20 protein-coding genes, 3 tRNA genes and 3 rRNA genes are annotated in these 24,053 nt (G+C 53.0%); 12 read left to right on the top strand and 14 right to left on the bottom strand.

Annotated features, from left to right (window positions below):
• Positions 1-82 precede the first annotated feature (82 nt).
• Genes IP582_RS04345 through fabF form a run of 4 tightly spaced genes read left to right on the top strand, consistent with a single transcriptional unit; the run spans position 83 to position 4,530 of the window.
• Positions 83-640 carry a helix-turn-helix domain-containing protein gene (locus IP582_RS04345; protein ID WP_039076785.1) on the top strand — a complete coding sequence of 186 codons (558 nt, stop codon included), beginning with the start codon at positions 83-85 and terminating at the stop codon, positions 638-640.
• On the top strand, positions 624-1,667 hold the full coding sequence (locus IP582_RS04340) for an HlyD family secretion protein (protein WP_193795170.1): 1,044 nt from the start codon (positions 624-626) through the stop codon (positions 1,665-1,667). The genes IP582_RS04345 and IP582_RS04340 overlap by 17 nt, the downstream gene beginning before the upstream one ends.
• Complete coding sequence (locus tag IP582_RS04335; protein ID WP_193795169.1) at positions 1,664-3,223, top strand: DHA2 family efflux MFS transporter permease subunit; 1,560 nt, start codon at positions 1,664-1,666, stop codon at positions 3,221-3,223. The genes IP582_RS04340 and IP582_RS04335 overlap by 4 nt, the downstream gene beginning before the upstream one ends.
• Before the next feature lie 23 nt (positions 3,224-3,246).
• Entirely contained in the window at positions 3,247-4,530 is a 1,284-nt protein-coding gene (gene fabF, locus IP582_RS04330) for a beta-ketoacyl-ACP synthase II (RefSeq protein ID WP_193795168.1), read from the top strand.
• A gap of 100 nt (positions 4,531-4,630) precedes the next feature.
• Here the strand turns inward: fabF and IP582_RS04325 are convergent.
• The 7 genes from IP582_RS04325 to gmhB all read right to left on the bottom strand — a co-directional run bounded on the left by IP582_RS04325 (position 4,631) and on the right by gmhB (position 10,864).
• Positions 4,631-4,707, bottom strand: a tRNA-Asp gene (locus IP582_RS04325).
• A gap of 55 nt (positions 4,708-4,762) precedes the next feature.
• Positions 4,763-4,878 (bottom strand): 5S ribosomal RNA (gene rrf / locus IP582_RS04320).
• Positions 4,879-4,977: 99 nt separating this feature from the next.
• A 23S ribosomal RNA gene (locus tag IP582_RS04315) occupies positions 4,978-7,879 on the bottom strand.
• Positions 7,880-8,054: 175 nt separating this feature from the next.
• Positions 8,055-8,130 (bottom strand) — tRNA-Ala (locus IP582_RS04310).
• 108 nt (positions 8,131-8,238) lie between these two features.
• Positions 8,239-8,315, bottom strand: a tRNA-Ile gene (locus IP582_RS04305).
• Between the two features lie 70 nt (positions 8,316-8,385).
• Positions 8,386-9,925 (bottom strand): 16S ribosomal RNA (locus IP582_RS04300).
• The 16S, 23S and 5S rRNA genes sit together here with 3 tRNA genes alongside, the layout of an rRNA operon.
• Positions 9,926-10,297: 372 nt before the next feature.
• Positions 10,298-10,864 carry a D-glycero-beta-D-manno-heptose 1,7-bisphosphate 7-phosphatase gene (gmhB, locus tag IP582_RS04295; RefSeq protein WP_193795167.1) on the bottom strand — a complete coding sequence of 189 codons (567 nt, stop codon included), beginning with the start codon at positions 10,862-10,864 and terminating at the stop codon, positions 10,298-10,300.
• A 188-nt stretch (positions 10,865-11,052) separates the two neighbouring features.
• Here gmhB and metN point away from each other — a divergent pair, with 188 nt between their 5' ends.
• From metN to proS, 6 genes are all read left to right on the top strand, one after another.
• Positions 11,053-12,084 carry a methionine ABC transporter ATP-binding protein MetN gene (metN, locus tag IP582_RS04290; protein ID WP_039078459.1) on the top strand — a complete coding sequence of 344 codons (1,032 nt, stop codon included), beginning with the start codon at positions 11,053-11,055 and terminating at the stop codon, positions 12,082-12,084.
• Positions 12,077-12,730, top strand: coding sequence for a methionine ABC transporter permease MetI (locus IP582_RS04285; protein ID WP_039078458.1), 654 nt, complete (start codon positions 12,077-12,079; stop codon positions 12,728-12,730). The genes metN and IP582_RS04285 overlap by 8 nt, the downstream gene beginning before the upstream one ends.
• A gap of 43 nt (positions 12,731-12,773) precedes the next feature.
• Complete coding sequence (metQ, locus tag IP582_RS04280; RefSeq protein WP_071193686.1) at positions 12,774-13,589, top strand: methionine ABC transporter substrate-binding lipoprotein MetQ; 816 nt, start codon at positions 12,774-12,776, stop codon at positions 13,587-13,589.
• Positions 13,590-13,696: 107 nt separating this feature from the next.
• Entirely contained in the window at positions 13,697-14,101 is a 405-nt protein-coding gene (gene rcsF, locus IP582_RS04275; RefSeq protein WP_039078456.1) for an Rcs stress response system protein RcsF, read from the top strand.
• Positions 14,098-14,805: a tRNA (N6-threonylcarbamoyladenosine(37)-N6)-methyltransferase TrmO gene (tsaA, locus tag IP582_RS04270; RefSeq protein WP_193796182.1), complete on the top strand. Its 708-nt coding sequence runs from the start codon at positions 14,098-14,100 to the stop codon at positions 14,803-14,805. The genes rcsF and tsaA overlap by 4 nt, the downstream gene beginning before the upstream one ends.
• A 112-nt stretch (positions 14,806-14,917) precedes the next feature.
• Positions 14,918-16,636: a proline--tRNA ligase gene (gene proS / locus IP582_RS04265; protein ID WP_193795166.1), complete on the top strand. Its 1,719-nt coding sequence runs from the start codon at positions 14,918-14,920 to the stop codon at positions 16,634-16,636.
• A gap of 32 nt (positions 16,637-16,668) precedes the next feature.
• Here proS and nlpE read toward each other — a convergent pair whose 3' ends face one another.
• Genes nlpE through IP582_RS04250 form a run of 3 tightly spaced genes read right to left on the bottom strand, consistent with a single transcriptional unit; the run spans position 16,669 to position 18,367 of the window.
• Positions 16,669-17,367 (bottom strand): envelope stress response activation lipoprotein NlpE, encoded by a 699-nt coding sequence (gene nlpE / locus IP582_RS04260; RefSeq protein ID WP_193795165.1) that lies wholly within the window; start codon positions 17,365-17,367, stop codon positions 16,669-16,671.
• 35 nt (positions 17,368-17,402) lie between these two features.
• Positions 17,403-17,825, bottom strand: a complete 423-nt coding sequence (arfB, locus tag IP582_RS04255) for an alternative ribosome rescue aminoacyl-tRNA hydrolase ArfB (RefSeq protein WP_039078452.1) — start codon at positions 17,823-17,825, stop codon at positions 17,403-17,405.
• Positions 17,822-18,367, bottom strand: a complete 546-nt coding sequence (locus IP582_RS04250) for a YaeQ family protein (protein WP_079497214.1) — start codon at positions 18,365-18,367, stop codon at positions 17,822-17,824. The genes arfB and IP582_RS04250 overlap by 4 nt, the downstream gene beginning before the upstream one ends.
• Before the next feature lie 193 nt (positions 18,368-18,560).
• On the opposite strand from IP582_RS04250, the gene IP582_RS04245 reads away from it, so the two are divergent.
• Positions 18,561-18,761: a YaeP family protein gene (locus IP582_RS04245; protein ID WP_039078450.1), complete on the top strand. Its 201-nt coding sequence runs from the start codon at positions 18,561-18,563 to the stop codon at positions 18,759-18,761.
• The gene (gene rof, locus IP582_RS04240; RefSeq protein WP_039078449.1) at positions 18,748-19,008 is read left to right on the top strand and encodes a Rho-binding antiterminator; all 261 of its coding nucleotides are present in this window, start codon (positions 18,748-18,750) and stop codon (positions 19,006-19,008) included. Before IP582_RS04245 ends, rof begins: the two co-directional genes overlap by 14 nt.
• A gap of 29 nt (positions 19,009-19,037) precedes the next feature.
• Here rof and tilS read toward each other — a convergent pair whose 3' ends face one another.
• The 4 genes from tilS to accA form a co-directional block, all read right to left on the bottom strand.
• Positions 19,038-20,327, bottom strand: coding sequence for a tRNA lysidine(34) synthetase TilS (gene tilS, locus IP582_RS04235; RefSeq protein ID WP_228007982.1), 1,290 nt, complete (start codon positions 20,325-20,327; stop codon positions 19,038-19,040).
• A gap of 69 nt (positions 20,328-20,396) precedes the next feature.
• Positions 20,397-20,786 (bottom strand): VOC family protein, encoded by a 390-nt coding sequence (locus IP582_RS04230; protein WP_039078448.1) that lies wholly within the window; start codon positions 20,784-20,786, stop codon positions 20,397-20,399.
• 56 nt (positions 20,787-20,842) lie between these two features.
• Entirely contained in the window at positions 20,843-22,981 is a 2,139-nt protein-coding gene (locus IP582_RS04225) for a lysine decarboxylase LdcC (protein WP_193795164.1), read from the bottom strand.
• A 106-nt stretch (positions 22,982-23,087) separates the two neighbouring features.
• A complete protein-coding gene (gene accA / locus IP582_RS04220) occupies positions 23,088-24,047 on the bottom strand; it encodes an acetyl-CoA carboxylase carboxyl transferase subunit alpha (RefSeq protein ID WP_039078446.1) in 960 nt (319 codons plus the stop codon).
• Between the last annotated feature and the right edge of the window lie 6 nt (positions 24,048-24,053).

The following is a 24,053-nucleotide window of genomic DNA, read 5'->3' as shown; positions in this document are numbered from 1 at the left end:
TAAATCGGCTCAATCGTAGTAACTTGCATTTTGATAGTTACTATGCGAATCTGCTTTTCAGATAAATTCTGGAGAGAAAAAAGTGAAAAACGAACCGCTGTGCGAAGCTCCTTGCCCCATCGCCAGAAGCCTTGGCCGCATTGGTGATAGCTGGAGCATAATAATTCTGCGCGATGCTTTCGCAGGGTTTACCCGTTTCGATGAATTTCAAAAAAGCGCAAACGTGGCGCCCAATATTCTTTCACGACGCCTGAAAGAGTTGGTGGATGACGGTTTACTGGAGAAAGTCTGTTACAGCAGTACGCCCCCCCGCTATGAGTACCATTTAACTGAGCGTGGACGTGATTTCCGCCCGGTGATCATCGCGCTTGCCGAATGGGGTAATCGTCATTTTGCAACTGAAGGCCGTCAGATTCAGTTGGTCGAGAAAGAGACTCAGCGCCTGGTTCACGCCATGATGGTTGATGCCGAAACCGGCCATCCCCTGACGCCCGAGAAATACGCTTTGGTTCCCGGCCCTGCCGCCTCCCCCATGATTCGTTATCGCCACGACTATCTGCAACGTAAGCGTGCGGGTGACAACACGCAAAAATTTGCGCCGCAATTACATCTGGATCAGCATCATGAATCTCAAGAGTAAAAAACGCCCCCTTACCTTATTGTTATCCGGTATCGCTGTATTAGGTGCCGTAGGTTATGGTGCCTGGTGGTATACAAATGCGCGTTTTTTGCAATCGACGGACGATGCCTACGTCGGCGGGGATATCAGCGCCATTTCGGCGAAAGTCTCTGGCTATATCCAGGAGATCGCCATAAAAGACAATATGCCCGTGAAAAAAGGTGAGCTACTTGTTCGCCTTGATGCAAGGGACTATCAGGCGGCGCTGGCAAAAGCGGAAGGTGAAGTTGCCGCTCAACAAGCGGCGATGGCTGACCTTATTGCCACCCGACAATTACAACTGGCGACCATCGAAGGCTCGGCGGCCAGCCTCGGAGCCGCACAGGCTACCACGCTAAAAACGGCGGGCGACAGTCGCCGCTATAATGCGCTGGCGCAGACGGTCGCTATTTCGGCACAGGTGCGAGAAAACGCTGAGGCAGACTACCATCGAGCCAGGGCAGAAGAAGGCAAAGCCCGGGCAGATAAAGCGGTTGCCGAACGCCAGTTACTGGTGCTTGATGCGCGGGAAAAACAAATCCGCGCGGCTCTCGTTCAGGCGCAGGCAGGGCTGGATATGGCCCGTCTCAATCTTAGTTATACAGAGATCCGCGCCCCTTTCGATGGCGTTGTTGGCAACCGGCGCGCATGGTCTGGCTCATTCGTTAGTAGCGGTACGCAATTGCTTTCTCTGGTCCCCAGTCACGATTTGTGGGTAGACGCCAACTTCAAAGAAAACCAGTTGGCGAATATGCGCCCCGGTCAGGCAGCAACAGTGGTTGCGGATGTTATGCCAGGGCGCACCTTTACCGGGCATGTCATGAGCCTCTCCCCGGCAACCGGTTCACGCTTCAGTCTTCTCCCTGCTGAAAACGCGACCGGTAACTTCACCAAAATTGTTCAACGCATCCCGGTTCGCATCGCTCTGGATGGCGAAGCGTCAACATTAGGACTTTTGCGCCCCGGTTTGTCTGTCGCTGTCACCGTGGATGAAAAGAGTCGCCAATGAGTAGCGCAACAGCCCCAGCGCAGCTACAGAGTACGGCGCTGCCGATGAACCAAAAGCTCTTTGCTTTCGCCACAATGTGCCTGGGAATGTTCATTGCACTGCTGGATATTCAGATCGTATCGGCATCGCTACGTGATATCGGCGGGGGCCTTTCTGCTGGTGATGATGAAACGGTCTGGGTGCAAACCAGCTATCTGATCGCGGAAATCATTATCATTCCCCTGTCGGGATGGCTTGCCAGGGTGATGTCGACCCGCTGGCTTTTCGCCGCGTCGGCTGCCGGTTTTACGCTGATGAGTCTGCTGTGTGGATGGGCGTGGAATATTCAGAGCATGATTGCTTTTCGCGCATTGCAAGGGTTAGCCGGGGGCTCAATGATCCCGCTGGTGTTCACGACTGCATTTGCCTTTTTTCAGGGTAAACAGCGCGTTATCGCCGCGGCTACTATTGGTGGTCTTGCTTCGCTGGCACCGACGCTGGGTCCTACGGTAGGGGGCTGGATCACGGAAAATTTTAGCTGGCACTGGCTGTTTTTTATCAATATCTTGCCAGGCATTTATATTGCGGTAACGGTACCTTTGCTGGTCAATATCGATGCGCCCAGCCCAGGGTTATTGCGCGGCGCGGACTACCTTAGCATCGTGCTTTTGGCTATATCGCTCGGTTGCCTGGAATATACACTTGAGGAAGGACCGCGTTGGGGCTGGTTTGATGATGGCACGCTGACCATCACGGGGTGGCTGGCTTTACTGTGTGGGATAGCGTTTGTCATACGGACATTGCGCCATTCCCAGCCGGTCATGGATCTACGCGCGCTTTCCGATCGTACATTTACTCTGGGCTGTTACTTTTCATTTATGGCCGGGGTCGGGATCTTCTCAACTATCTATCTGACGCCCCTTTTTCTGGGTACGGTCCGCGGTTTTAGCGCACTGGATATCGGCCTTGCTATCTTCTCCACTGGCCTGTTTCAGGTGCTTTCGATCCCTTTTTACTCCTGGCTTGCCAACAAAGTGGACTTGCGTTGGTTGCTCATGGTCGGGCTGCTGGGATTCGCCTTCTCGATGTATAGTTTTATTCCGCTCACCCACGACTGGGGAGCGAAAGAACTCCTTTTACCGCAGGCGTTTCGCGGTCTCGCACAGCAATTCGCCGTTGCCCCGACTGTCACGCTTACGCTTGGCAGTTTGCCGCCCGCACGTCTAAAACTAGCATCAGGACTGTTTAATTTGATGCGTAATTTGGGGGGTGCCATCGGTATCGCGCTTTGCGGCACCGTTATCAATGATCGTACAAATCTTCATTACAGCCGCCTTGCCGATCATCTTAATGGTACAAACCTCAATTTAAGCGATTTTGTTCAGACCCGCGCCGCAACATTAGTGGCTCAGGGGATGGACGCCAGTTCGGCACAGACAGCCGGCCTGAAAAATCTGGCCGCATTAGCACTAAGAGAAGCAAGGACGCAGGCATTCGCCGACGCGTTCTATTTGATCATGATCGGATTCTTAATTGCCGCTGCGCTGGTTCCTTTTATGAAGAAACCGCAGGCATAGCATGACAACATCAGGAGAGTTTTATGAGCAGTCTACAAAGACGCATTGTCGTAACAGGGATGGGCATTGTCAGCCCGCTGGGTTGCGGCGTCCAACATGTCTGGCAATCGTTACTGGCAGGAAAGTCGGGTATCCGGTCGCTGCCTGAATCGATTGTCGAAGATATCGCCTGCAAAGTGGCGGGGCAGGTTCCAGGAATTGAAGAGGATCCCCAACACGGTTTTGATCCACTATCCGTCATTCCGGCAAAAGAGCGCAAGAAGATGGATCGTTTCATTGAATTTGCGCTGGTAGCGGCACAGGAAGCGCTTCATCAGGCAAAATGGTTTCCGCAAGAGCAGGCGTTAAAAGATCGTACTGCAACCATCATTGCGACAGGCATTGGTGGCTTTAATCAAATCGCCGAGGCAGTCCAGACAACCGAGCACCGCGGTCCACGCAAGTTATCCCCCTTCACGATCCCTTCTTTTCTGGCAAACCTGGCGGCAGGCCATGTTTCTATCGCGCATGGTTTTCGCGGCCCCATTGGCGCGCCGGTGACCGCCTGTGCTGCCGGAGCGCAGGCTATCGGGGATGCGGCAAGGTTAATCCGGGCCGGTGAAGCAGACATTGCACTGTGTGGAGGCAGTGAAGCCGCAATCCATCGCGTCAGTCTGGCTGGTTTTGCTGCGGCCAGAGCGCTTTCGAGTGGTTTTAACGAGGATCCAACGGAGGCATCACGACCATTTGACCAGGACAGAGATGGTTTCGTAATGGGAGAAGGGGCTGGTCTTCTGGTGATTGAATCGCTTGAACATGCGCTGGCCCGTGGAGCGACGCCGCTGGCTGAACTGGTAGGCTATGGCACCAGTGCAGATGCTTACCACCTTACGGCAGGACCGGAAGATGGCAATGGCGCACGACGCGCAATGGAAGCCGCATTACAACAGGCCGGGATTTCACCAGAGCAAGTGCAGCATATCAATGCACACGCCACTTCAACTCAGGTTGGAGATAAAGGCGAGCTGGCGGCAATACGCGCACTGTTTGCTGAACATCCGGTTGCCATCACCTCAACAAAATCTGCCACCGGACATTTGCTGGGTGCGGCAGGCGGTATTGAAGCAATCTTCACCATTCAGGCGTTACGAGATCAAATAGCCCCACCTACCCTGAACCTGCATAATCCGGATATTGCTGCAGCGGGTATGCGCCTTGTAACGCTCACTGCGCAGCCGCTAACGATGGAATACGCGCTTTCAAACGGGTTTGGTTTTGGCGGCGTGAATGCCAGCCTGCTGCTAAAACGATGGGAAGACGTACAGTAATAATGAAATAAAGGGCTGTGTGCCCTTTGTTTTGCCTTCTTTAGTGATAAATAGCAGACAAAAAAAACCGCATCTCGTTTGAGATGCGGCTCTTAATGAGTGGCGGAACGGACGGGACTCGAACCCGCGACCCCCTGCGTGACAGGCAGGTATTCTAACCGACTGAACTACCGCTCCACCGAATACTGCTTTAACCACCGGATTAATGCACCGGCTTACTTCTTAATTTGATGCCTGGCAGTTCCCTACTCTCACATGGGGAGACCCCACACTACCATCGGCGCTACGGCGTTTCACTTCTGAGTTCGGCATGGGGTCAGGTGGGACCACCGCGCTAAAGCCGCCAGGCAAATTCTTTGTGCTCAGTACGCAATCTTTCATTGCGTACTCAACTCTGAATCTAAGCTGAAAATCTTCTCAAATCCGCCAAAACATCTTCGGCGTTGTAAGGTTAAGCCTCACGGTTCATTAGTACCGGTTAGCTCAACGCATCGCTGCGCTTACACACCCGGCCTATCAACGTCGTCGTCTTCAACGTTCCTTTAGTGTCCTTAAAGGACAAGGGAAGACTCATCTCGGGGCAAGTTTCGTGCTTAGATGCTTTCAGCACTTATCTCTTCCGCATGTAGCTACCGGGCAGTGCCATTGGCATGACAACCCGAACACCAGTGATGCGTCCACTCCGGTCCTCTCGTACTAGGAGCAGCCCCCCTCAATCTTCCAGCGCCCACGGCAGATAGGGACCGAACTGTCTCACGACGTTCTAAACCCAGCTCGCGTACCACTTTAAATGGCGAACAGCCATACCCTTGGGACCTACTTCAGCCCCAGGATGTGATGAGCCGACATCGAGGTGCCAAACACCGCCGTCGATATGAACTCTTGGGCGGTATCAGCCTGTTATCCCCGGAGTACCTTTTATCCGTTGAGCGATGGCCCTTCCATTCAGAACCACCGGATCACTATGACCTGCTTTCGCACCTGCTCGCGCCGTCACGCTCGCAGTCAAGCTGGCTTATGCCATTGCACTAACCTCCTGATGTCCGACCAGGATTAGCCAACCTTCGTGCTCCTCCGTTACTCTTTGGGAGGAGACCGCCCCAGTCAAACTACCCACCAGACACTGTCCGCAACCCGGGTAACGGGTCCACGTTAGAACATCAAACATTAAAGGGTGGTATTTCAAGGTTGGCTCCATGCAGACTGGCGTCCACACTTCAAAGCCTCCCACCTATCCTACACATCAAGGCTCAATGTTCAGTGTCAAGCTATAGTAAAGGTTCACGGGGTCTTTCCGTCTTGCCGCGGGTACACTGCATCTTCACAGCGAGTTCAATTTCACTGAGTCTCGGGTGGAGACAGCCTGGCCATCATTACGCCATTCGTGCAGGTCGGAACTTACCCGACAAGGAATTTCGCTACCTTAGGACCGTTATAGTTACGGCCGCCGTTTACCGGGGCTTCGATCAAGAGCTTCTCCTTACGGATAACCCCATCAATTAACCTTCCGGCACCGGGCAGGCGTCACACCGTATACGTCCACTTTCGTGTTTGCACAGTGCTGTGTTTTTAATAAACAGTTGCAGCCAGCTGGTATCTTCGACTGATTTCAGCTCCACCCGCAGGGGCTTCACCTACATATCAGCGTGCCTTCTCCCGAAGTTACGGCACCATTTTGCCTAGTTCCTTCACCCGAGTTCTCTCAAGCGCCTTGGTATTCTCTACCTGACCACCTGTGTCGGTTTGGGGTACGATTTCGTGTTACCTGATGCTTAGAGGCTTTTCCTGGAAGCAGGGCATTTGTTACTTCATCACCGTAGTGACTCGTCATCACACCTCAGCCTTGGTTATCCGGATTTGCCTGGATAACCAGCATACATGCTTAAACCGGGACAACCGTCGCCCGGCTAACATAGCCTTCTCCGTCCCCCCTTCGCAGTAACACCAAGTACAGGAATATTAACCTGTTTCCCATCGACTACGCCTTTCGGCCTCGCCTTAGGGGTCGACTCACCCTGCCCCGATTAACGTTGGACAGGAACCCTTGGTCTTCCGGCGAGCGGGCTTTTCACCCGCTTTATCGTTACTTATGTCAGCATTCGCACTTCTGATACCTCCAGCATGCCTCACAGCACACCTTCGCAGGCTTACAGAACGCTCCCCTACCCAACAACACATAGTGTCGCTGCCGCAGCTTCGGTGCATGGTTTAGCCCCGTTACATCTTCCGCGCAGGCCGACTCGACCAGTGAGCTATTACGCTTTCTTTAAATGATGGCTGCTTCTAAGCCAACATCCTGGCTGTCTGTGCCTTCCCACATCGTTTCCCACTTAACCATGACTTTGGGACCTTAGCTGGCGGTCTGGGTTGTTTCCCTCTTCACGACGGACGTTAGCACCCGCCGTGTGTCTCCCGTGATAACATTCTCCGGTATTCGTAGTTTGCATCGGGTTGGTAAGCCGGGATGGCCCCCTAGCCGAAACAGTGCTCTACCCCCGGAGATGAGTTCACGAGGCGCTACCTAAATAGCTTTCGGGGAGAACCAGCTATCTCCCGGTTTGATTGGCCTTTCACCCCCAGCCACAAGTCATCCGCTAATTTTTCAACATTAGTCGGTTCGGTCCTCCAGTTAGTGTTACCCAACCTTCAACCTGCCCATGGCTAGATCACCGGGTTTCGGGTCTATACCCTGCAACTTAACGCCCAGTTAAGACTCGGTTTCCCTTCGGCTCCCCTATTCGGTTAACCTTGCTACAGAATATAAGTCGCTGACCCATTATACAAAAGGTACGCAGTCACACCACGAAGGTGCTCCCACTGCTTGTACGTACACGGTTTCAGGTTCTTTTTCACTCCCCTCGCCGGGGTTCTTTTCGCCTTTCCCTCACGGTACTGGTTCACTATCGGTCAGTCAGGAGTATTTAGCCTTGGAGGATGGTCCCCCCATATTCAGACAGGATACCACGTGTCCCGCCCTACTCATCGAGCTCACAGCCTGTGTGCTTTCGTGTACGGGGCTGTCACCCTGTATCGCCGGACTTTCCAGACCGTTCCACTAACACACAAGCTGATTCAGGCTCTGGGCTGCTCCCCGTTCGCTCGCCGCTACTGGGGGAATCTCGGTTGATTTCTTTTCCTCGGGGTACTTAGATGTTTCAGTTCCCCCGGTTCGCCTCGTTTGACTATGTATTCATCAAACGATAGTGCAACGAATTGCACTGGGTTTCCCCATTCGGACATCGCCGGGTCAAAGGTTCATATCACCTCGCCGGCGCTTTTCGCAGATTAGCACGTCCTTCATCGCCTCTGACTGCCAGGGCATCCACCGTGTACGCTTAGTCGCTTAACCTCACAACCCGAAGATGTTTCGTAAAACATCATCGTGTCGCGAAAATTTGAGAGACTCGAACACACTTTCGTGTGTCGTTTCAATTTTCAGCTTGATCCAGATTTTTAAAGAGCAAAACTTCGCAGTGCACCTTTTCAGGTTCACTCTGAAGTTTTCTTGTGTTCGCAGTAAAAGATGGTGGAGCTATGCGGGATCGAACCGCAGACCTCCTGCGTGCAAAGCAGGCGCTCTCCCAGCTGAGCTATAGCCCCATCGTAGTTAAATCTCACCAACCTTAATTACTGTTGAGGCAAGGCGTGGTGACACGAAGCATACTTGAAGTATGTGAGTGTCGCCGCAACGCAGCATCAGCAGGAATTTGGTAGGCCTGAGTGGACTTGAACCACCGACCTCACCCTTATCAGGGGTGCGCTCTAACCACCTGAGCTACAAGCCTGCAGAGATTTTTTACTGCTCTATTTCATCAGACAATCTGTGTGGACACTACAAAGGCAGGTTCTTTAAGGTAAGGAGGTGATCCAACCGCAGGTTCCCCTACGGTTACCTTGTTACGACTTCACCCCAGTCATGAATCACAAAGTGGTAAGCGCCCTCCCGAAGGTTAAGCTACCTACTTCTTTTGCAACCCACTCCCATGGTGTGACGGGCGGTGTGTACAAGGCCCGGGAACGTATTCACCGTGGCATTCTGATCCACGATTACTAGCGATTCCGACTTCATGGAGTCGAGTTGCAGACTCCAATCCGGACTACGACATACTTTATGAGGTCCGCTTGCTCTCGCGAGGTCGCTTCTCTTTGTATATGCCATTGTAGCACGTGTGTAGCCCTGGTCGTAAGGGCCATGATGACTTGACGTCATCCCCACCTTCCTCCAGTTTATCACTGGCAGTCTCCTTTGAGTTCCCGGCCGGACCGCTGGCAACAAAGGATAAGGGTTGCGCTCGTTGCGGGACTTAACCCAACATTTCACAACACGAGCTGACGACAGCCATGCAGCACCTGTCTCACGGTTCCCGAAGGCACTAAGGCATCTCTGCCAAATTCCGTGGATGTCAAGACCAGGTAAGGTTCTTCGCGTTGCATCGAATTAAACCACATGCTCCACCGCTTGTGCGGGCCCCCGTCAATTCATTTGAGTTTTAACCTTGCGGCCGTACTCCCCAGGCGGTCGACTTAACGCGTTAGCTCCGGAAGCCACGCCTCAAGGGCACAACCTCCAAGTCGACATCGTTTACGGCGTGGACTACCAGGGTATCTAATCCTGTTTGCTCCCCACGCTTTCGCACCTGAGCGTCAGTCTTTGTCCAGGGGGCCGCCTTCGCCACCGGTATTCCTCCAGATCTCTACGCATTTCACCGCTACACCTGGAATTCTACCCCCCTCTACAAGACTCAAGCCTGCCAGTTTCGAATGCAGTTCCCAGGTTGAGCCCGGGGATTTCACATCCGACTTGACAAACCGCCTGCGTGCGCTTTACGCCCAGTAATTCCGATTAACGCTTGCACCCTCCGTATTACCGCGGCTGCTGGCACGGAGTTAGCCGGTGCTTCTTCTGCGGGTAACGTCAATCGCTGTGGTTATTAACCACAACGCCTTCCTCCCCGCTGAAAGTACTTTACAACCCGAAGGCCTTCTTCATACACGCGGCATGGCTGCATCAGGCTTGCGCCCATTGTGCAATATTCCCCACTGCTGCCTCCCGTAGGAGTCTGGACCGTGTCTCAGTTCCAGTGTGGCTGGTCATCCTCTCAGACCAGCTAGGGATCGTCGCCTTGGTGAGCCATTACCTCACCAACAAGCTAATCCCATCTGGGCACATCCGATGGCAAGAGGCCCGAAGGTCCCCCTCTTTGGTCTTGCGACATTATGCGGTATTAGCTACCGTTTCCAGTAGTTATCCCCCTCCATCGGGCAGTTTCCCAGACATTACTCACCCGTCCGCCACTCGTCACCCGAGAGCAAGCTCTCTGTGCTACCGTTCGACTTGCATGTGTTAGGCCTGCCGCCAGCGTTCAATCTGAGCCATGATCAAACTCTTCAATTTAAAAGTTTGATGCTCGTAGAATTAAACTTCGTAATGAATTACGTGTTCACTCTGTGAGACTTGGTATTCATTTATCGTCCGAGGACGTTAAGAATCCATGTCACTTTGAGTGCCCACACAGATTGTCTGATAAATTGTTAAAGAGCAGTGCAACGCGGCTTTCGCTCACCGTTGCGAGGTGGCGTATATTACGCTTTCCTCTTTCAGAGTCAACCCGTTATTTCAGGATTTTTCTCTTCAACCGACCCGGCTATTTGTGTGAAGTGATTCACATCCGCCGTGTCGATGGAGGCGCATTATAGGCAGCCCACGATGAATGACAAGCGAAAAAATGCATTTTTATTTCAACCGCTCATCTTTTCATCATAACGGTTACTTTTGTTGCTTTTTAATAGCCGCAGGCAGGTCCGCAAGGCTATTAATCACCCAATCTGCCGCATTTTCCGCCTCTGGCGTGACAGGCTTGCCGGTACGCACCAGTACTTTCGTTCCCACATCAGCTGCGGCAGCGGCCTGCATATCTTCGAGTTTGTCACCCACCATATAAGAAGCAGACATATCAATGTGCAGATAGTCTCGAGCAGAAATAAGCATGCCCGGATGTGGTTTACGGCAGTCACACACCTGGCGGAACTCTTCTACCGTCCCCTGAGGGTGGTGCGGGCAATAGTAGATACCATCCAGCTCGACATCGCGATCGGCCAGCGACCAGTCCATCCATTCGGTGAGCGTTTCAAATTGCGCTTCGGTGAATTTACCGCGCGCGATACCGGACTGATTGGTCACAACCACCAGCGCGAAACCCATAGTTTTCAGTTCGCGCATGGCGTCAATGACACCGTCTATAAATTCGAAGTTATCAATTTCGTGCACATAACCGTGGTCGACATTAATAGTGCCATCACGGTCGAGGAAAATTGCGGGTACTGATTTTGCCACCGGGTTGCTCCTGAAAAAGGCATGTGGGCCTAGTATCTCATGTTTCACCGCACAGGAAAGTGCTCATCGCGCAGGGTTCGATTGATTTAGACGTCTGGATGCCTTAACATCCGCCTTGTTTACGGTCATCACCCGTAACAGGCAGAACAAAATGCCACGGCTAACTCTCATACGATAAAAATAATCTGATGATTAAACTTTCCAATATAACCAAAGTATTCCAGCAGGGAACTCGCACCATTCAGGCGTTGAACAATGTCAGCCTGCATGTTCCTGCCGGGCAAATTTATGGCGTCATTGGTGCCTCTGGCGCCGGTAAAAGTACGCTTATTCGCTGCGTTAACCTGCTTGAGCGCCCGTCCCAGGGTAGCGTCCAGGTTGACGGCCAGGAGCTGACAGCCCTTTCAGAAGCACAACTCACTAAAGCTCGCCGCCAGATTGGCATGATCTTCCAGCACTTTAATTTACTCTCTTCCCGCACCGTGTTTGGTAATGTTGCATTGCCACTTGAACTGGATAACACGCCGCGCGAAGAGATTAACCGTCGCGTCAAAGAATTGCTGGACCTGGTTGGACTGGGCGACAAGCACGACAGCTATCCGGCGAATCTGTCCGGTGGTCAAAAACAGCGTGTGGCCATTGCCCGCGCACTGGCGAGCAACCCGAAAGTACTGCTTTGTGATGAAGCCACCAGCGCGCTGGATCCGGCAACCACGCGTTCCATTCTGGAGTTGTTGAAAGACATCAACCGTCGCCTGGGCCTGACGATTCTGCTCATTACCCACGAAATGGATGTCGTAAAACGCATTTGCGACTGCGTTGCCGTCATCAGTAATGGTGAACTGATTGAACAGGACACAGTAAGTGAAGTGTTCTCTCATCCCAAAACGCCGCTGGCACAGCAGTTTATTCAGTCAACGTTGCACCTGGATATCCCTGAGGATTACCAGCAGCGCCTGAAAGATCAGCCACTGGCAGGCAGCGTGCCGATGTTACGCATGGAATTCACCGGTCAATCGGTCGATGCCCCACTGCTTTCGGAGACCGCACGCCGCTATAACGTGAACAACAATATTATCAGTGCGCAGATGGATTACGCCGGTGGCGTGAAATTCGGCATTATGCTGACAGAAATGCACGGCGAGCCGCAGGATACGCAAGCCGCTATTGCCTGGCTTAAGGAACACCATGTGAAAGTAGAGGTGCTGGGTTATGTCTGAGGCAATGATGTGGCTACTGGCGCGTGGCGTCTGGGAAACGCTGGCAATGACCTTCGTATCCGGTTTCTTCGGTTTTGTGCTGGGTCTTCCGGTTGGCGTGCTGCTCTATGTCTCGCGTCCTGGACAAATTTCGGAGAATGCAAAACTCTACCGTACCATTTCGGCGCTGGTGAATATTTTCCGTTCGATCCCGTTCATTATTTTACTGGTCTGGATGATCCCATTCACCCGTATTATCGTGGGAACGTCCATCGGTCTGCAGGCAGCGATTGTGCCTCTGACCGTCGGTGCAGCACCTTTTATTGCCCGTATGGTGGAAAACGCCCTGTTGGAAATCCCGACCGGCCTGATTGAAGCCTCCCGCGCAATGGGCGCAACCCCGATGCAGATCATCCGTAAGGTGCTACTGCCGGAAGCACTGCCGGGTCTGGTCAATGCAGCAACCATTACCCTGATTACCCTGGTGGGTTATTCCGCAATGGGTGGTGCCGTGGGCGCTGGCGGTCTGGGGCAGATTGGCTACCAGTACGGTTATATTGGCTATAACGCCATTGTGATGAATACCGTCCTGGCGCTGCTGGTGATTCTGGTTTACTTAATTCAGTTTGCAGGCGATCGTATCGTTCGCTCTGTTACGCATAAATAACGTTGCTCACAACACAACGACTCTGAAAGAAAGGAAAAAACACATGGCTTTTAAATTCAAGACCTTTGCGGCAGTGGGTGCCCTGATTGGTTCTCTGGCTCTGGTAGGTTGTGGTCAGGACGAAAAGAATCCGAACCACATTAAAGTCGGCGTCATCGTCGGTGCTGAACAGCAGGTTGCCGAAGTTGCACAGAAAGTCGCGAAAGAGAAATACGGTCTGGACGTTGAGCTGGTAACCTTTAATGACTACGTTCTGCCGAACGAAGCGCTGAGCAAAGGCGACATCGATGCGAACGCCTTCCAGCACAAACCGTACCTGGATCAGCAGATCAAAGATCGTGGCTATAAACTGGTTGCTGTTGGCAATACCTTTGTTTACCCGATCGCAGGCTACTCCAAAAAAATTAAATCTATCGATGAATTGCAGGAAGGCGCTCAGGTCGCTGTACCGAACGATCCGACTAACCTTGGCCGCTCCCTGCTGCTGTTGCAGAAACAGGGTCTGATCAAACTGAAAGATGGTGTTGGCCTGCTGCCGACCGCTCTGGATATTACAGAGAACCCGAAAAACCTGAAAATTGTTGAGCTGGAAGCCCCGCAACTGCCGCGCTCACTGGACGATGCACAAATCGCGCTGGCCGTTATTAACACCACCTACGCCAGCCAGATCAATCTGACGCCAGCAAAAGATGGTATCTTTGTCGAAGATAAAGACTCTCCGTACGTTAACCTGATCGTTACCCGCGAAGACAACAAAGACGCAGAAAACGTGAAGAAATTCGTTCAGGCCTATCAGTCTGACGAAGTCTACGAAGCAGCGAACAAAGTCTTCAATGGCGGTGCGGTGAAAGGCTGGTAATCCGGCCCGTCAGCAATATCCTTCAGGACGGGCTCATGCCCGTCTTGTCATTTGTGCAAGCTCCTGATTCAATAAGCGGCGTTAAGATCATTTTTTGAGGATATATTATGCGTGCTTTACCGATCTGTTTTTTAGCACTCATGCTGAGCGGCTGTTCAATGCTAAGCAGATCTCCTGTCGAACCTGTTCAAAGCACAGCAACCCCGCCTAAAACAGAACCAGCAAAACCGAAACCGCCGCGTCCGACTCCGGTTCGAATCATTACCAATGCTGAAGATTTGGTGGGTAAACCGTTCCGTGATTTAGGTGAAGTGACCGGTGACTCTTGCCAGGCAACCAATCAGGATTCCCCACCGAACATCCCGACCGCCCGTAAACGCATGCAAATCAACGCATCAAAAATGAAAGCGAATGCGGTTCTGCTCCACAGCTGTGAAATCACCAGCGGCACGCCGGGTTGCTACCGTCAGGCTGTATGCGTAGGTTCAGCGCTGAACGTCACGGCGAAATGACCACATTTGCCATCGAGCAGATAGGCGTCATCCGCTCCCCCTATAAAGAAAAGTTTGCCGTTCCCCGCCAGCCAGGTCTGGTTAAACACGGAGGCGGCGAACTTCATCTGCTGCCTCCCTATAATCAGGCCGAAGCCGTACGCGGGCTTGAGGCGTTCAGCCATCTCTGGATTGTGTTCATTTTCCACCAGACGATGGCTGGCGGCTGGCGTCCTACGGTACGCCCTCCCCGGCTAGGGGGGAATGCGCGGATGGGGGTTTTTGCCACGCGCTCAACCTTCCGTCCTAATCCGATTGGCATGTCTTTGGTGGAGCTTAAAGGCATTCACTGCGAGAAAGAGCGTGTCATTTTGCAACTGGGCAGTCTTGATCTTATCGACGGCACGCCCGTCGTGGATATCAAACCCTATTTACCCTTTGCTGAGGCTCTGCCGCATGCCAGCGCCAGTTATGCGCAGCAGGCCCCCGTCGCGGAGATGGCGGTGTACTTCACGCCGGAGCTCGAAGCGGCATTTCCACAGTTAGAAAAGCGTTACCCGCAGCTAAGATCGTTTATTATTGACGTCCTGGCGCAGGACCCGCGCCCGGCATACCGAAAAGATGAGGAAATGGGGAAAACGTACGCGGTCTTGTTGCTGGATTTCAACGTGCGCTGGCGCGTGACCACTGCAGGTTTTGAAGTGTTTGCGCTGGAAGGCCGTTAATTTATCCTCCCTCTACTTTTGGCATCTCTTTCTCGCTGGTAAACTGAATCACTTTTTTTGAATCAGGCTCCTTTTGAGTCTGTTCCAATCGTCCAAATGGAACCGTAACAACATGCGTACTAGCCAATACCTGCTCTCCACTCTGAAGGAGACACCTGCCGACGCCGAAGTCATCAGCCATCAGTTGATGTTGCGCGCCGGGATGATTCGCAAGCTGGCCTCCGGGTTGTATACCTGGCTGCCGACCGGCGTGCGCGTCCTGAAAAAAGTCGAAAACATCGTGCGTGAAGAGATGAACAACGCCGGTGCGATTGAGGTGTTAATGCCGGTCGTTCAGCCTTCTGAACTGTGGCAAGAGAGTGGTCGTTGGGAGCAGTACGGCCCGGAACTGCTGCGTATTTCTGACCGTGGCGAGCGTCCGTTCGTACTCGGCCCGACTCACGAAGAAGTGATCACCGATCTGATTCGTAACGAGCTCAGCTCATACAAACAGCTGCCGCTGAACTTCTTCCAGATCCAGACCAAGTTCCGTGACGAAGTACGTCCGCGTTTCGGCGTGATGCGTTCCCGTGAATTCCTGATGAAAGATGCCTACTCTTTCCATACTTCTCAGGAATCGCTGCAGGAAACCTACGACGCGATGTATGCCGCCTACAGCAAAATCTTTACCCGCATCGGGCTGGAGTTCCGCCCGGTTCAGGCAGATACCGGCTCTATCGGTGGTAGCGCGTCTCATGAGTTCCAGGTACTGGCGCAAAGCGGTGAAGATGACATCGTTTTCTCTGATACCTCTGACTATGCCGCCAACATCGAACTGGCAGAAGCTGTGGCGCCGAAGGCACCGCGTGCGGCGGCAACTCAGGAGATGACGCTGGCTGATACGCCGAACGCGAAAACCATCGCCGAGCTGGTTGAACAGTTCAACCTGCCGATTGAAAAAACCGTCAAGACACTACTGGTCAAAGCCGTTGAAGGCAGCAACTACCCGCTGGTCGCCCTGCTGGTACGTGGCGATCACGAACTGAACGAAGTAAAAGCCGAAAAACTGGCGCAGGTTGCCAGCCCGCTGACTTTCGCGACCGAAGCTGAAATTCGCGCCGTGGTAAATGCGGGTCCGGGTTCGCTGGGGCCGGTAAACATGCCGATTCCGGTCGTTATCGACCGTACCGTTGCGGCAATGAGCGATTTTGCCGCTGGCGCTAACATTGATGGTAAACACTACTTCGGTATCAACTGGGACCGCGATGTAGCCACGCCGGAAATTGCCGATATCCGTAACGTGGTTGCCGGCGACCCAAGCCCGGACGGTCAGGGGACGCTTCTGATCAAACGCGGTATCGAAGTGGGTCACATCTTCCAGTTAGGTACCAAATACTCTGAAGCGCTGAAGGCGTCCGTTCAGGGTGAAGATGGTCGTAACCAGATCCTGACCATGGGCTGCTACGGTATCGGGGTAACGCGTGTTGTGGCTGCGGCGATTGAACAGAACTTCGATGACCGCGGTATTGTATGGCCAGAAGCGATTGCACCGTTCCAGGTGGCCATTCTGCCCATGAACATGCACAAATCTTACCGTGTTCAGGAACTGGCAGAGAAGCTCTATAATGAACTTCGCGCACAGGGTATCGACGTGCTGATGGACGACCGTAAAGAGCGTCCGGGTGTGATGTTCGCTGATATGGAGCTGATCGGTATTCCGCACACCATCGTGCTGGGCGACCGTAACCTCGACAACGACGATATCGAATACAAATATCGTCGCACTGGCGAAAAACAGATGATCAAGACGGGTGATATCCTGAATTACCTTGTCAGCGCCATCAAGGGCTAACAGTAAAAAGCCTCGCAAATGCGAGGCTTTTTTTATTGGTGATTACAATCTTTGCCCGCTATAAATTTCGCGTTTTTATCCGCCACCAGCGTCTTCTCCATCGCACCGTTATCCGTTTTCGGCTGTAGCGCGAAATGTCCTTCCACCTCCAGCAATACCGGCTGCGAAGCCTGACCTGCCGCTGCTTTATATTGCTGTTCGAGCCGCACATCATTGCTGACCGCAATCCGTTTGCCCGTCATACAATCAGCGAACTCCGCCACACCAGCAGTACGCGAATACATGCCACGCATCGCCATCGGCGTTGTCGGTAAGGTCGCCGTGACAGGCTGCAAGACATAATTTAGCTGTGAGCGAATCGGGTTCCCTTCACGATCCAGCATTTCCAGCGCACTGCCTTTCGCACGGAAGTAAAGTTTCTCGCCACTTGCATCTGTCAGCACCAGCTTGTCCGCAGTGCGTGCCCATCGCCCGTAGGAGGCAAAATTTGATGGCGCTTTGCCACCCTGATAGCCCTGATTCATCACCCAGGTGCCATCTTTTTCAAGGAACAGTGAGGTTTCGATGCCTTCACAATCTGCGCACGGCAGAATACCGCGCCAGCTCTGTTGCATTGGCTTGAGCTTTTCAGCCCGCACGGGGGAGACTGATTCCACCTCTCCCCGATTGTTGCACCCCATCAGCGCAAAGAGTGTCATTGCCACAGCCAAAGATACAATCGCTTTATTCACTCTTTCTTCCTTATGAACAGTTCTTATCTCGTCCGTCACTCCTGTGGGCGACGAACCTTCCCTCGTAGCGCTTTTACAGAAGATTTCTGCGCTTTTCCTGCCAGACGCCGCTCTTTCGATGCCCGTGTTGGACGGGTGGCCCGACGGCTTTTTTGCACCACCGTCAGTTCCCTGATTAACGCCACCAGCCGGGCAATCGCCGCTTCGCGATTCATATCCTGGCTGCGGTACTCCTGCGCCTTGATGATAACGACCCCGTCGGCCGTTAAGAGATGATGTGTCGCTGCCAGCAGCTTCTCTTTATAAAACTCGGGCAAACTAGACGCACGAATATCAAAACGCAGATGGATCGCCGTAGAGGCCTTATTTACATGCTGCCCGCCCGCCCCTTGCGCGCGAATCGCCGTAATCTCCAATTCTTCATCAGGAATGCTGACCTGGCGGGATATCTCAATCATGCGTGCTGTTGCCAGGTTGCCAGGTGGATTTCCAGATTGGTTTGAGTGTCGCTCAGCCAGATAGTTCCTTCCTGGAGAGTAGCTTGCAGTGACATTGTCCGCTCCGCCAGTCCACTCAGCATTGCCAGTTGCTCATCATCCAGGTACCAGATACTCAGATTTTTAAACCCAGCGAGTTTGCTCTGGTTCTGCTGCCACCAGATTTGTGCCGCACGCGAGTTATAGGTGAATAGCGCCACCTCTTTCGACTGCGAACAGGCCTTCTTGATGCGCCGTTCGTCCGGCAATCCGAGTTCGATCCACAGATCGATACCCAGATGATCGTTGCGCAGCCACACTTCGGGCTCGTCATCCGCACACAGCCCACGTGTGAACTGTAGCCGTTCATCGGCGAATTTAATCCATGCCAACAGGCGCAGCATCATGCGCTCCTGCGTCTCGGAAGGATGACGGGCAAGAGTCAATGTGGCATCGAGAAATTGATTCCGGTCTAAATCCGCCACATTCACAGTAGCTTTATAAATGGTTGCTTTGAGCGCCATACCGCCTCCTTTGCATAACAGCGGCTATTGTAGCGAATAAAGCTATAACGTGCTGTTATCTCTTAATCTGCGGTTAATTCATCACTCTGATAATGACCCGTCGGGTATGGTATAGTCACCTTGCTAAACAGAGTTAATCTTCGTAGGCTTAATGGTATCTCACAGTAAAGCCAGGGTGCTGACAGGAGGACGTGTGGGAAATTATTGTGAGTTAATACGCCAGCGGTATGCGGAAATTGCCAGCGGAGACTTAGGGTATATCCCGGATGCGTTGGGGTGCGTATTGAAAGTTTTGAATGAAGTGGCTTCGGACGATGCCGTTTCAGAGTCGGTCAGGGAAAAGGCGGCGTATGCTGCCGCGAACTTACTGGTGAGCGATTATGTCAATGAATGATACCTATCAACCCATCAATTGCGACGACTATGACAACCTGGAACTCGCCTGTCAGCATCATCTCCTACTGACGCTCGAGCTCAAAGATGGCGAAACTTTGCAGGCAAAGGCCAGCGATTTAGTATCTCGCAAAAATGTGGAATATTTGGTTGTTGAAATTGCAGGAACAACGCGCGAACTGCGTCTCGACAAAATTGCCAGCTTTAGTCATCCGGAAATCGGCACCGTCGTGGTGAGCGAATCCTGACAGCACTTTCGGGCAGCGCTGACTGCCCGTTACTTCTGCCACATTATCCGTACGCCAGGCTGCCCATTTTCTGCTTTCCCCTCCTGCGTGACAAACACGCCTGCCGCAGCAATCAGCGATTCACCGTAAAACAGTAGTGGTGTTGTATCACGACGCCAGGGTGCCACGCCCAACTCCTGCCAGATCTTTTTAAGTTTACGACCACCGTTACGCCCCTGGATGTGCAAAGTTCCCGTCGCCTGAAAGCGTACCGATACCACTTCGTCAGCGCCCGGTGGACGCAGCTCCTCGCCCGGCACAAGCCGCAGAACGCCAAGCCTATCCGGCAATGTCAGCGGCAAAAAAGGATCCGTCCATTGCAGAACTTTTTCGCGTTGACCCGCAAGCACTTTAACCCACCACAAATAACCCTGATAACGGCGGATATCATGATCGCCAAGGCGCAAGCATGGCGCTGCATCCTCTCTGGCTAACGCCACCTCTTGCCAGACCCGTAGCAACATTTCCCGGGAAGGCATCGGCGCCTGCTGCGCGGAAAGCCAACGCCGTAAGATAGCGGCACGCCGTGCCGCACTTAACGTTTCCAGCGCCGCAATCGACAGCCCACCGTCACGGTGCGTCGCCGCCGCAAGCTCATCTGCCAGCAGTTCATCCAGCAATTGCTCCTGCTCGCCGCACAAGGCCGCGCTCCGGGCGACCGCATCGGCAAAATGCGGCCAGCGGGCATTCAATGCAGGCAGAACGCGTAAACGCAGGAAGTTGCGGTCATAGGCATCATCAGCATTACTCTCGTCTTCAATCCATGACAAGCCATGCTGCTGAGCCCAGCGAAGAAGGGCTTCGCGTGTTTCGTTCAACAACGGTCTGAGGAGCATAGTATCGGCAAACGGCAGCGTTTCCGGCATACCCGCAAGACCGGCCGGACCACTCCCCCGTTTAAGCGCCAGTAAAAACGTCTCGCACTGGTCATCAAGATGCTGGGCGGTGAGCAGCAATTCTCCGGGGACTAACGCCTGAGTAAAGGCGGCATAGCGGGCTTTTCTCGCCTGCGCTTCAATTCCATTGCCTTCATCCACCAGTTGTACCCGATGAACAACAAGCGGCACCTGCCAGCCATCGCAGACCTGCTGACAATGAGCAGCCCAGGCATCCGCATTGGGGCTTAATCCGTGGTGAATATGAATCGCGCGCAGGGAAATGTCCAGCTGCTGATGACGCCACTGCACCAGACGGTGCAACAGTACTGTCGAATCGAGCCCGCCGCTAAACGCCACCAAAAACTGGCGTTGATGGTCAGGCAAGCGAGAAAGTAAGGGCATGATCATGGCATTAACCGAAACGGAAATCATGCCCGGCACGTTACCGGGCATTCCTGTGACTGGCAAGGCTTACTGCTGATAGAGTTCCAGCGGAAGGTTGTCAGGATCTTTAAAAAAGGTAAAGCGCTTACCGGTGTAAGGGTCAACACGAATCGCTTCGCACGAAACATTGTGCGCTTGCAGGTGAGCAACCGCCTGATCGATATCCACAACGCTAAAGGCCAGATGACGCAATCCGCAGGCTTCCGGACCACTCGGACGAGCTGGCGGAAAGGGAAACGAAAACAACTCAATGACATACTGGCCATTCAGCGCCAGGTCTCCTTTCCAGGAGTCACGCTCTTCACGATAAACTTCGCTTTGCAGCGTAAAACCCAGGATATCGCAATAGAATGCTTTACTCTTTACATAATCCGTTGCGATGATGGCGATGTGATGTACCTGTTTTAAACCCAGCATAATGTCTCCTTTTGTCTTTGCGCACGTTACCGTTGTGACAGGTAACCCGCAAGAGGCTACGGTCTTTTTAAGACACGTACCCAATAGACGCCATCTTCTCCCCGCTTCGCGCCATGGATATCCGTTTCAAACCCCGGATAGTGCCGCCCTATCGCACAGAGCATTAACAGGAAATCCAAAACCGAGCGGCTTGCCTCGGTGATCATCTCCCCTGGCATCAATAACGGCACGCCCGGCGGGTAAGGTAAGATCATATTGGCGGAGATACGTCCGGTAAGCCTTTCCAGTTCAATAGTTTCAACATCTCCACGGATTTGCTGCTGCCACGCCTGATGCGGCGTCAGCTTCATTTCCGGCAACACATCAAACGCCCGCAGCATCAGTTGCGGCAGATCGTGCTGGCGGATCAATTTATGGATGCCCTGCGCAAGATCCTGGATCCGCATATTGCGGTAGAAGTCGGGATCTTCGGCATACAGATCCGGCAGCATGTTCTTCACGCGTAAATTGAGATCGTAGGCACGCTTGAACTCCATTAACCCACGCAGCAGGCCCATGGCACGGGTTTTGTCGATCCCGATACTGAACAGGAACAACAGATTGTAAGGACCCGTTTTTTCAACTACCACGCCGCGCTCATCAAGAAACTTCGCCACCAGCGCCGCCGGGATCCCCTCTTCACTCATATTGCCTTGTTCATCCATACCCGGCGTCAGAATAGTCACTTTGACCGGGTCGAGGAACATGTGGTCTTCGTCAGCATCGCGGAAGCCGTGCCAGCTTTCTCCCGGCGCTACCGGCCAGCAATCGGCCTCATTGATCTCCTCGGGCTGCCAGATATCAAAGAACCAGCCATCGGCTTCATCTTTTAACCGCTGCACCTCTTTGCGGAAATGCAAAGCGCGCTCAACCGAACGGTTAATCAGCCGTTTACCGGGGTTACCGCGCAACATAGCCGCCGCGGTCTCAATGGAAGCCACCAGCGGATAGCTTGGCGAGGTGGAGGTGTGCATCATAAAGGCTTCGTTGAAAGTATCTTCGTCATACTCACCTTTCACATGGATAAGCGAGGCCTGCGAAAACGCCGCCAGCATTTTGTGCGTCGATTGCGTTTCGAAAATCACTTTCCCCGGTACCCGCTCACCGCTCATGCCGCTCTTCCCGGCATAAATCGGATGAAAGTTGGTGTACGGCACCCAGGCTGAATCGAAATGAATAGAAGGCACATCCAGCGTTTTTTTTATCCAGTCAGTGTTGTATAGCAGCCCATCGTAAGTGGAATTGGTGATAACCGCATGCACCGGCCAGGTTGCACCTGCGGTTGCAGCAATCTTTTGTTCAATGCTGGCATGGGTGAATTCCCGACGCGGAATACCGCCCAGGATCCCCAGCGCGTTACGTCCCGGCTTTAACCACAGCGGCGTAACGTCGCTCATCATTAACAGATGGGCCAGTGACTTGTGGCAATTGCGATCAATCAGCAGCGTACTGCCCACCGGTGCGGCGTACATACCCACAATTTTATTGGAGGTGGAGGTGCCGTTGGTGACCATATAACTTTGCTCAGCGCCAAAGGTGCGGGCGATATACTCCTCAGCTTCCAGATGCGGCCCGCTATGGTCCAGAAGCGAGCCCAGTTCAGTGACCGAGATAGACACATCCGCTTTTAGCGTGTTGCCGCCGAAGAAATCATAAAACAGGCAGCCAACCGGGCTTTTCAGGTAGGCCGTACCCGCCATGTGGCCTGGCGTGCAGAAGGTGTATTTTCCTTCTTTCACATAGGTAAAGAGCGCTTTGGTAAAGGGCGGCGTGATGTTATCGAGATACTCTTTTGTGTACTGCCCGATACGTGTTGCAATGTCATCGGCCATCCCCAGGGCATATTCAAAAAACCACAGCGCCATCCGCATATCTTGTGCGCTGACATCCAGCGTCGAATGGGTGTTAATAAAGGCATAAAGGGGAAGATATTCGTTAAGCTGGTTGATATCGCTGCATAAATCGAGCGTGTACTCGTCCCAGTCGAAAATGACGCCGCAGATACGCGGATTGTGTTCGATAAATTTCAGCAGGTCGCTGCTGTTTTGTGGCCAGATTATCTGAAACCCTTGCGCCAGGAGCGCCTTCTCAAGCTCCTTGATCGGCTCATCTTTATAAAAGACGCCGTGCGGCCCCATGATGGCAATAATGTTCACGGTTACCTCCTGAAAAAAACCTAAGTTAATCATAGCTGAGGTAAACAGAGGGTATAAAAAAAGCCACAACACTGTGTGGCTTTTCAGAATGATCGTTCAATACTTATCAGGCGTAACCGTAGCTCATCAGACGCTGATAACGGCGATTACGCAGATCGTCTTTGCTCAGCACGTCCAGATCCGCCAGATCCGCAATCAACTGCGCTTTCAGAGAGGCCGCGATGGCTTCCGGGTTACGGTGTGCGCCGCCTAACGGTTCCGGAATGATCGAGTCGATCAGTTTCAACTCTTTCAGACGCGGTGCAATGATACCCATTGCGTCGGCAGCCAATGGTGCTTTGTCTGCGCTTTTCCACAGAATGGACGCACAGCCTTCCGGCGAGATAACGGAATAGGTGCTGTATTGCAGCATATTCACTTTGTCACCCACGCCAATGGCCAGCGCACCGCCAGAACCACCTTCGCCGATAACGGTACAAATGACCGGTACGCTCAGACGGGACATTTCACGCAGATTACGCGCGATCGCCTCAGATTGACCACGCTCTTCCGCGCCCACGCCAGGGTATGCGCCTGGGGTGTCGATAAAGGTAATGATCGGCATATTGAAACGTTCAGCCATTTCCATCAGGCGCAGCGCTTTGCGATACCCTTCCGGTGCCGGCATACCAAAATTGCGGCGAATTTTTTCTTTGGTTTCACGTCCTTTCTGGTGGCCGATAATCATCACCGGGCGACCGTCAAGGCGAGCGATACCACCGACGATGGCTTTGTCGTCCGCATAAGCGCGGTCGCCAGCCAGCTCGTCGAATTCATCAAATGCGAGGCGGACATAATCCAGGGTGTATGGACGCAGCGGATGGCGTGCCAACTGAGCGACTTGCCATGCACCAAGATCGGCAAAGATTTTGCGCGTCAGCTCTACGCTTTTTTCACGCAGACGATGCACTTCTTCATCGATGTTAATATCCAGTTTTTCATCCTGACGACTTACTGACGTCAGAGAATCGATTTTCGCTTCCAGCTCGGCAATCGGCTGTTCGAAATCAAGGAAATTCAGACTCATAGTATT

Origin of the sequence: Citrobacter sp. BDA59-3 (assembly GCF_015167655.1) — a bacterium.
Lineage (GTDB): Bacteria > Pseudomonadota > Gammaproteobacteria > Enterobacterales > Enterobacteriaceae > Phytobacter > Phytobacter diazotrophicus.
Note: the sequence above shows the minus strand (reverse complement) of the source record. Positions and strands in the feature narration are given on the sequence as shown.

What these genes read in the sequence shown, in the direction of transcription:
- IP582_RS04340 (WP_193795170.1), top strand. Translation starts at nt 624, where the DNA reads ATGAATCTCAAGAGTAAAAAACGCCCCCTTACCTTATTGTTATCCGGT.
- IP582_RS04335 (WP_193795169.1), top strand. Translation starts at nt 1,664, where the DNA reads ATGAGTAGCGCAACAGCCCCAGCGCAGCTACAGAGTACGGCGCTGCCG.
- fabF (WP_193795168.1), top strand. Translation starts at nt 3,247, where the DNA reads ATGAGCAGTCTACAAAGACGCATTGTCGTAACAGGGATGGGCATTGTC.
- metN (WP_039078459.1), top strand. Translation starts at nt 11,053, where the DNA reads ATGATTAAACTTTCCAATATAACCAAAGTATTCCAGCAGGGAACTCGC.
- IP582_RS04285 (WP_039078458.1), top strand. Translation starts at nt 12,077, where the DNA reads ATGTCTGAGGCAATGATGTGGCTACTGGCGCGTGGCGTCTGGGAAACG.
- metQ (WP_071193686.1), top strand. Translation starts at nt 12,774, where the DNA reads ATGGCTTTTAAATTCAAGACCTTTGCGGCAGTGGGTGCCCTGATTGGT.
- rcsF (WP_039078456.1), top strand. Translation starts at nt 13,697, where the DNA reads ATGCGTGCTTTACCGATCTGTTTTTTAGCACTCATGCTGAGCGGCTGT.
- tsaA (WP_193796182.1), top strand. Translation starts at nt 14,098, where the DNA reads ATGACCACATTTGCCATCGAGCAGATAGGCGTCATCCGCTCCCCCTAT.
- proS (WP_193795166.1), top strand. Translation starts at nt 14,918, where the DNA reads ATGCGTACTAGCCAATACCTGCTCTCCACTCTGAAGGAGACACCTGCC.
- arfB (WP_039078452.1), bottom strand. Translation starts at nt 17,825, where the DNA reads ATGATTGAGATATCCCGCCAGGTCAGCATTCCTGATGAAGAATTGGAG.
- IP582_RS04250 (WP_079497214.1), bottom strand. Translation starts at nt 18,367, where the DNA reads ATGGCGCTCAAAGCAACCATTTATAAAGCTACTGTGAATGTGGCGGAT.
- rof (WP_039078449.1), top strand. Translation starts at nt 18,748, where the DNA reads ATGTCAATGAATGATACCTATCAACCCATCAATTGCGACGACTATGAC.
- tilS (WP_228007982.1), bottom strand. Translation starts at nt 20,327, where the DNA reads ATGCCCTTACTTTCTCGCTTGCCTGACCATCAACGCCAGTTTTTGGTG.
- IP582_RS04230 (WP_039078448.1), bottom strand. Translation starts at nt 20,786, where the DNA reads ATGCTGGGTTTAAAACAGGTACATCACATCGCCATCATCGCAACGGAT.
- accA (WP_039078446.1), bottom strand. Translation starts at nt 24,047, where the DNA reads ATGAGTCTGAATTTCCTTGATTTCGAACAGCCGATTGCCGAGCTGGAA.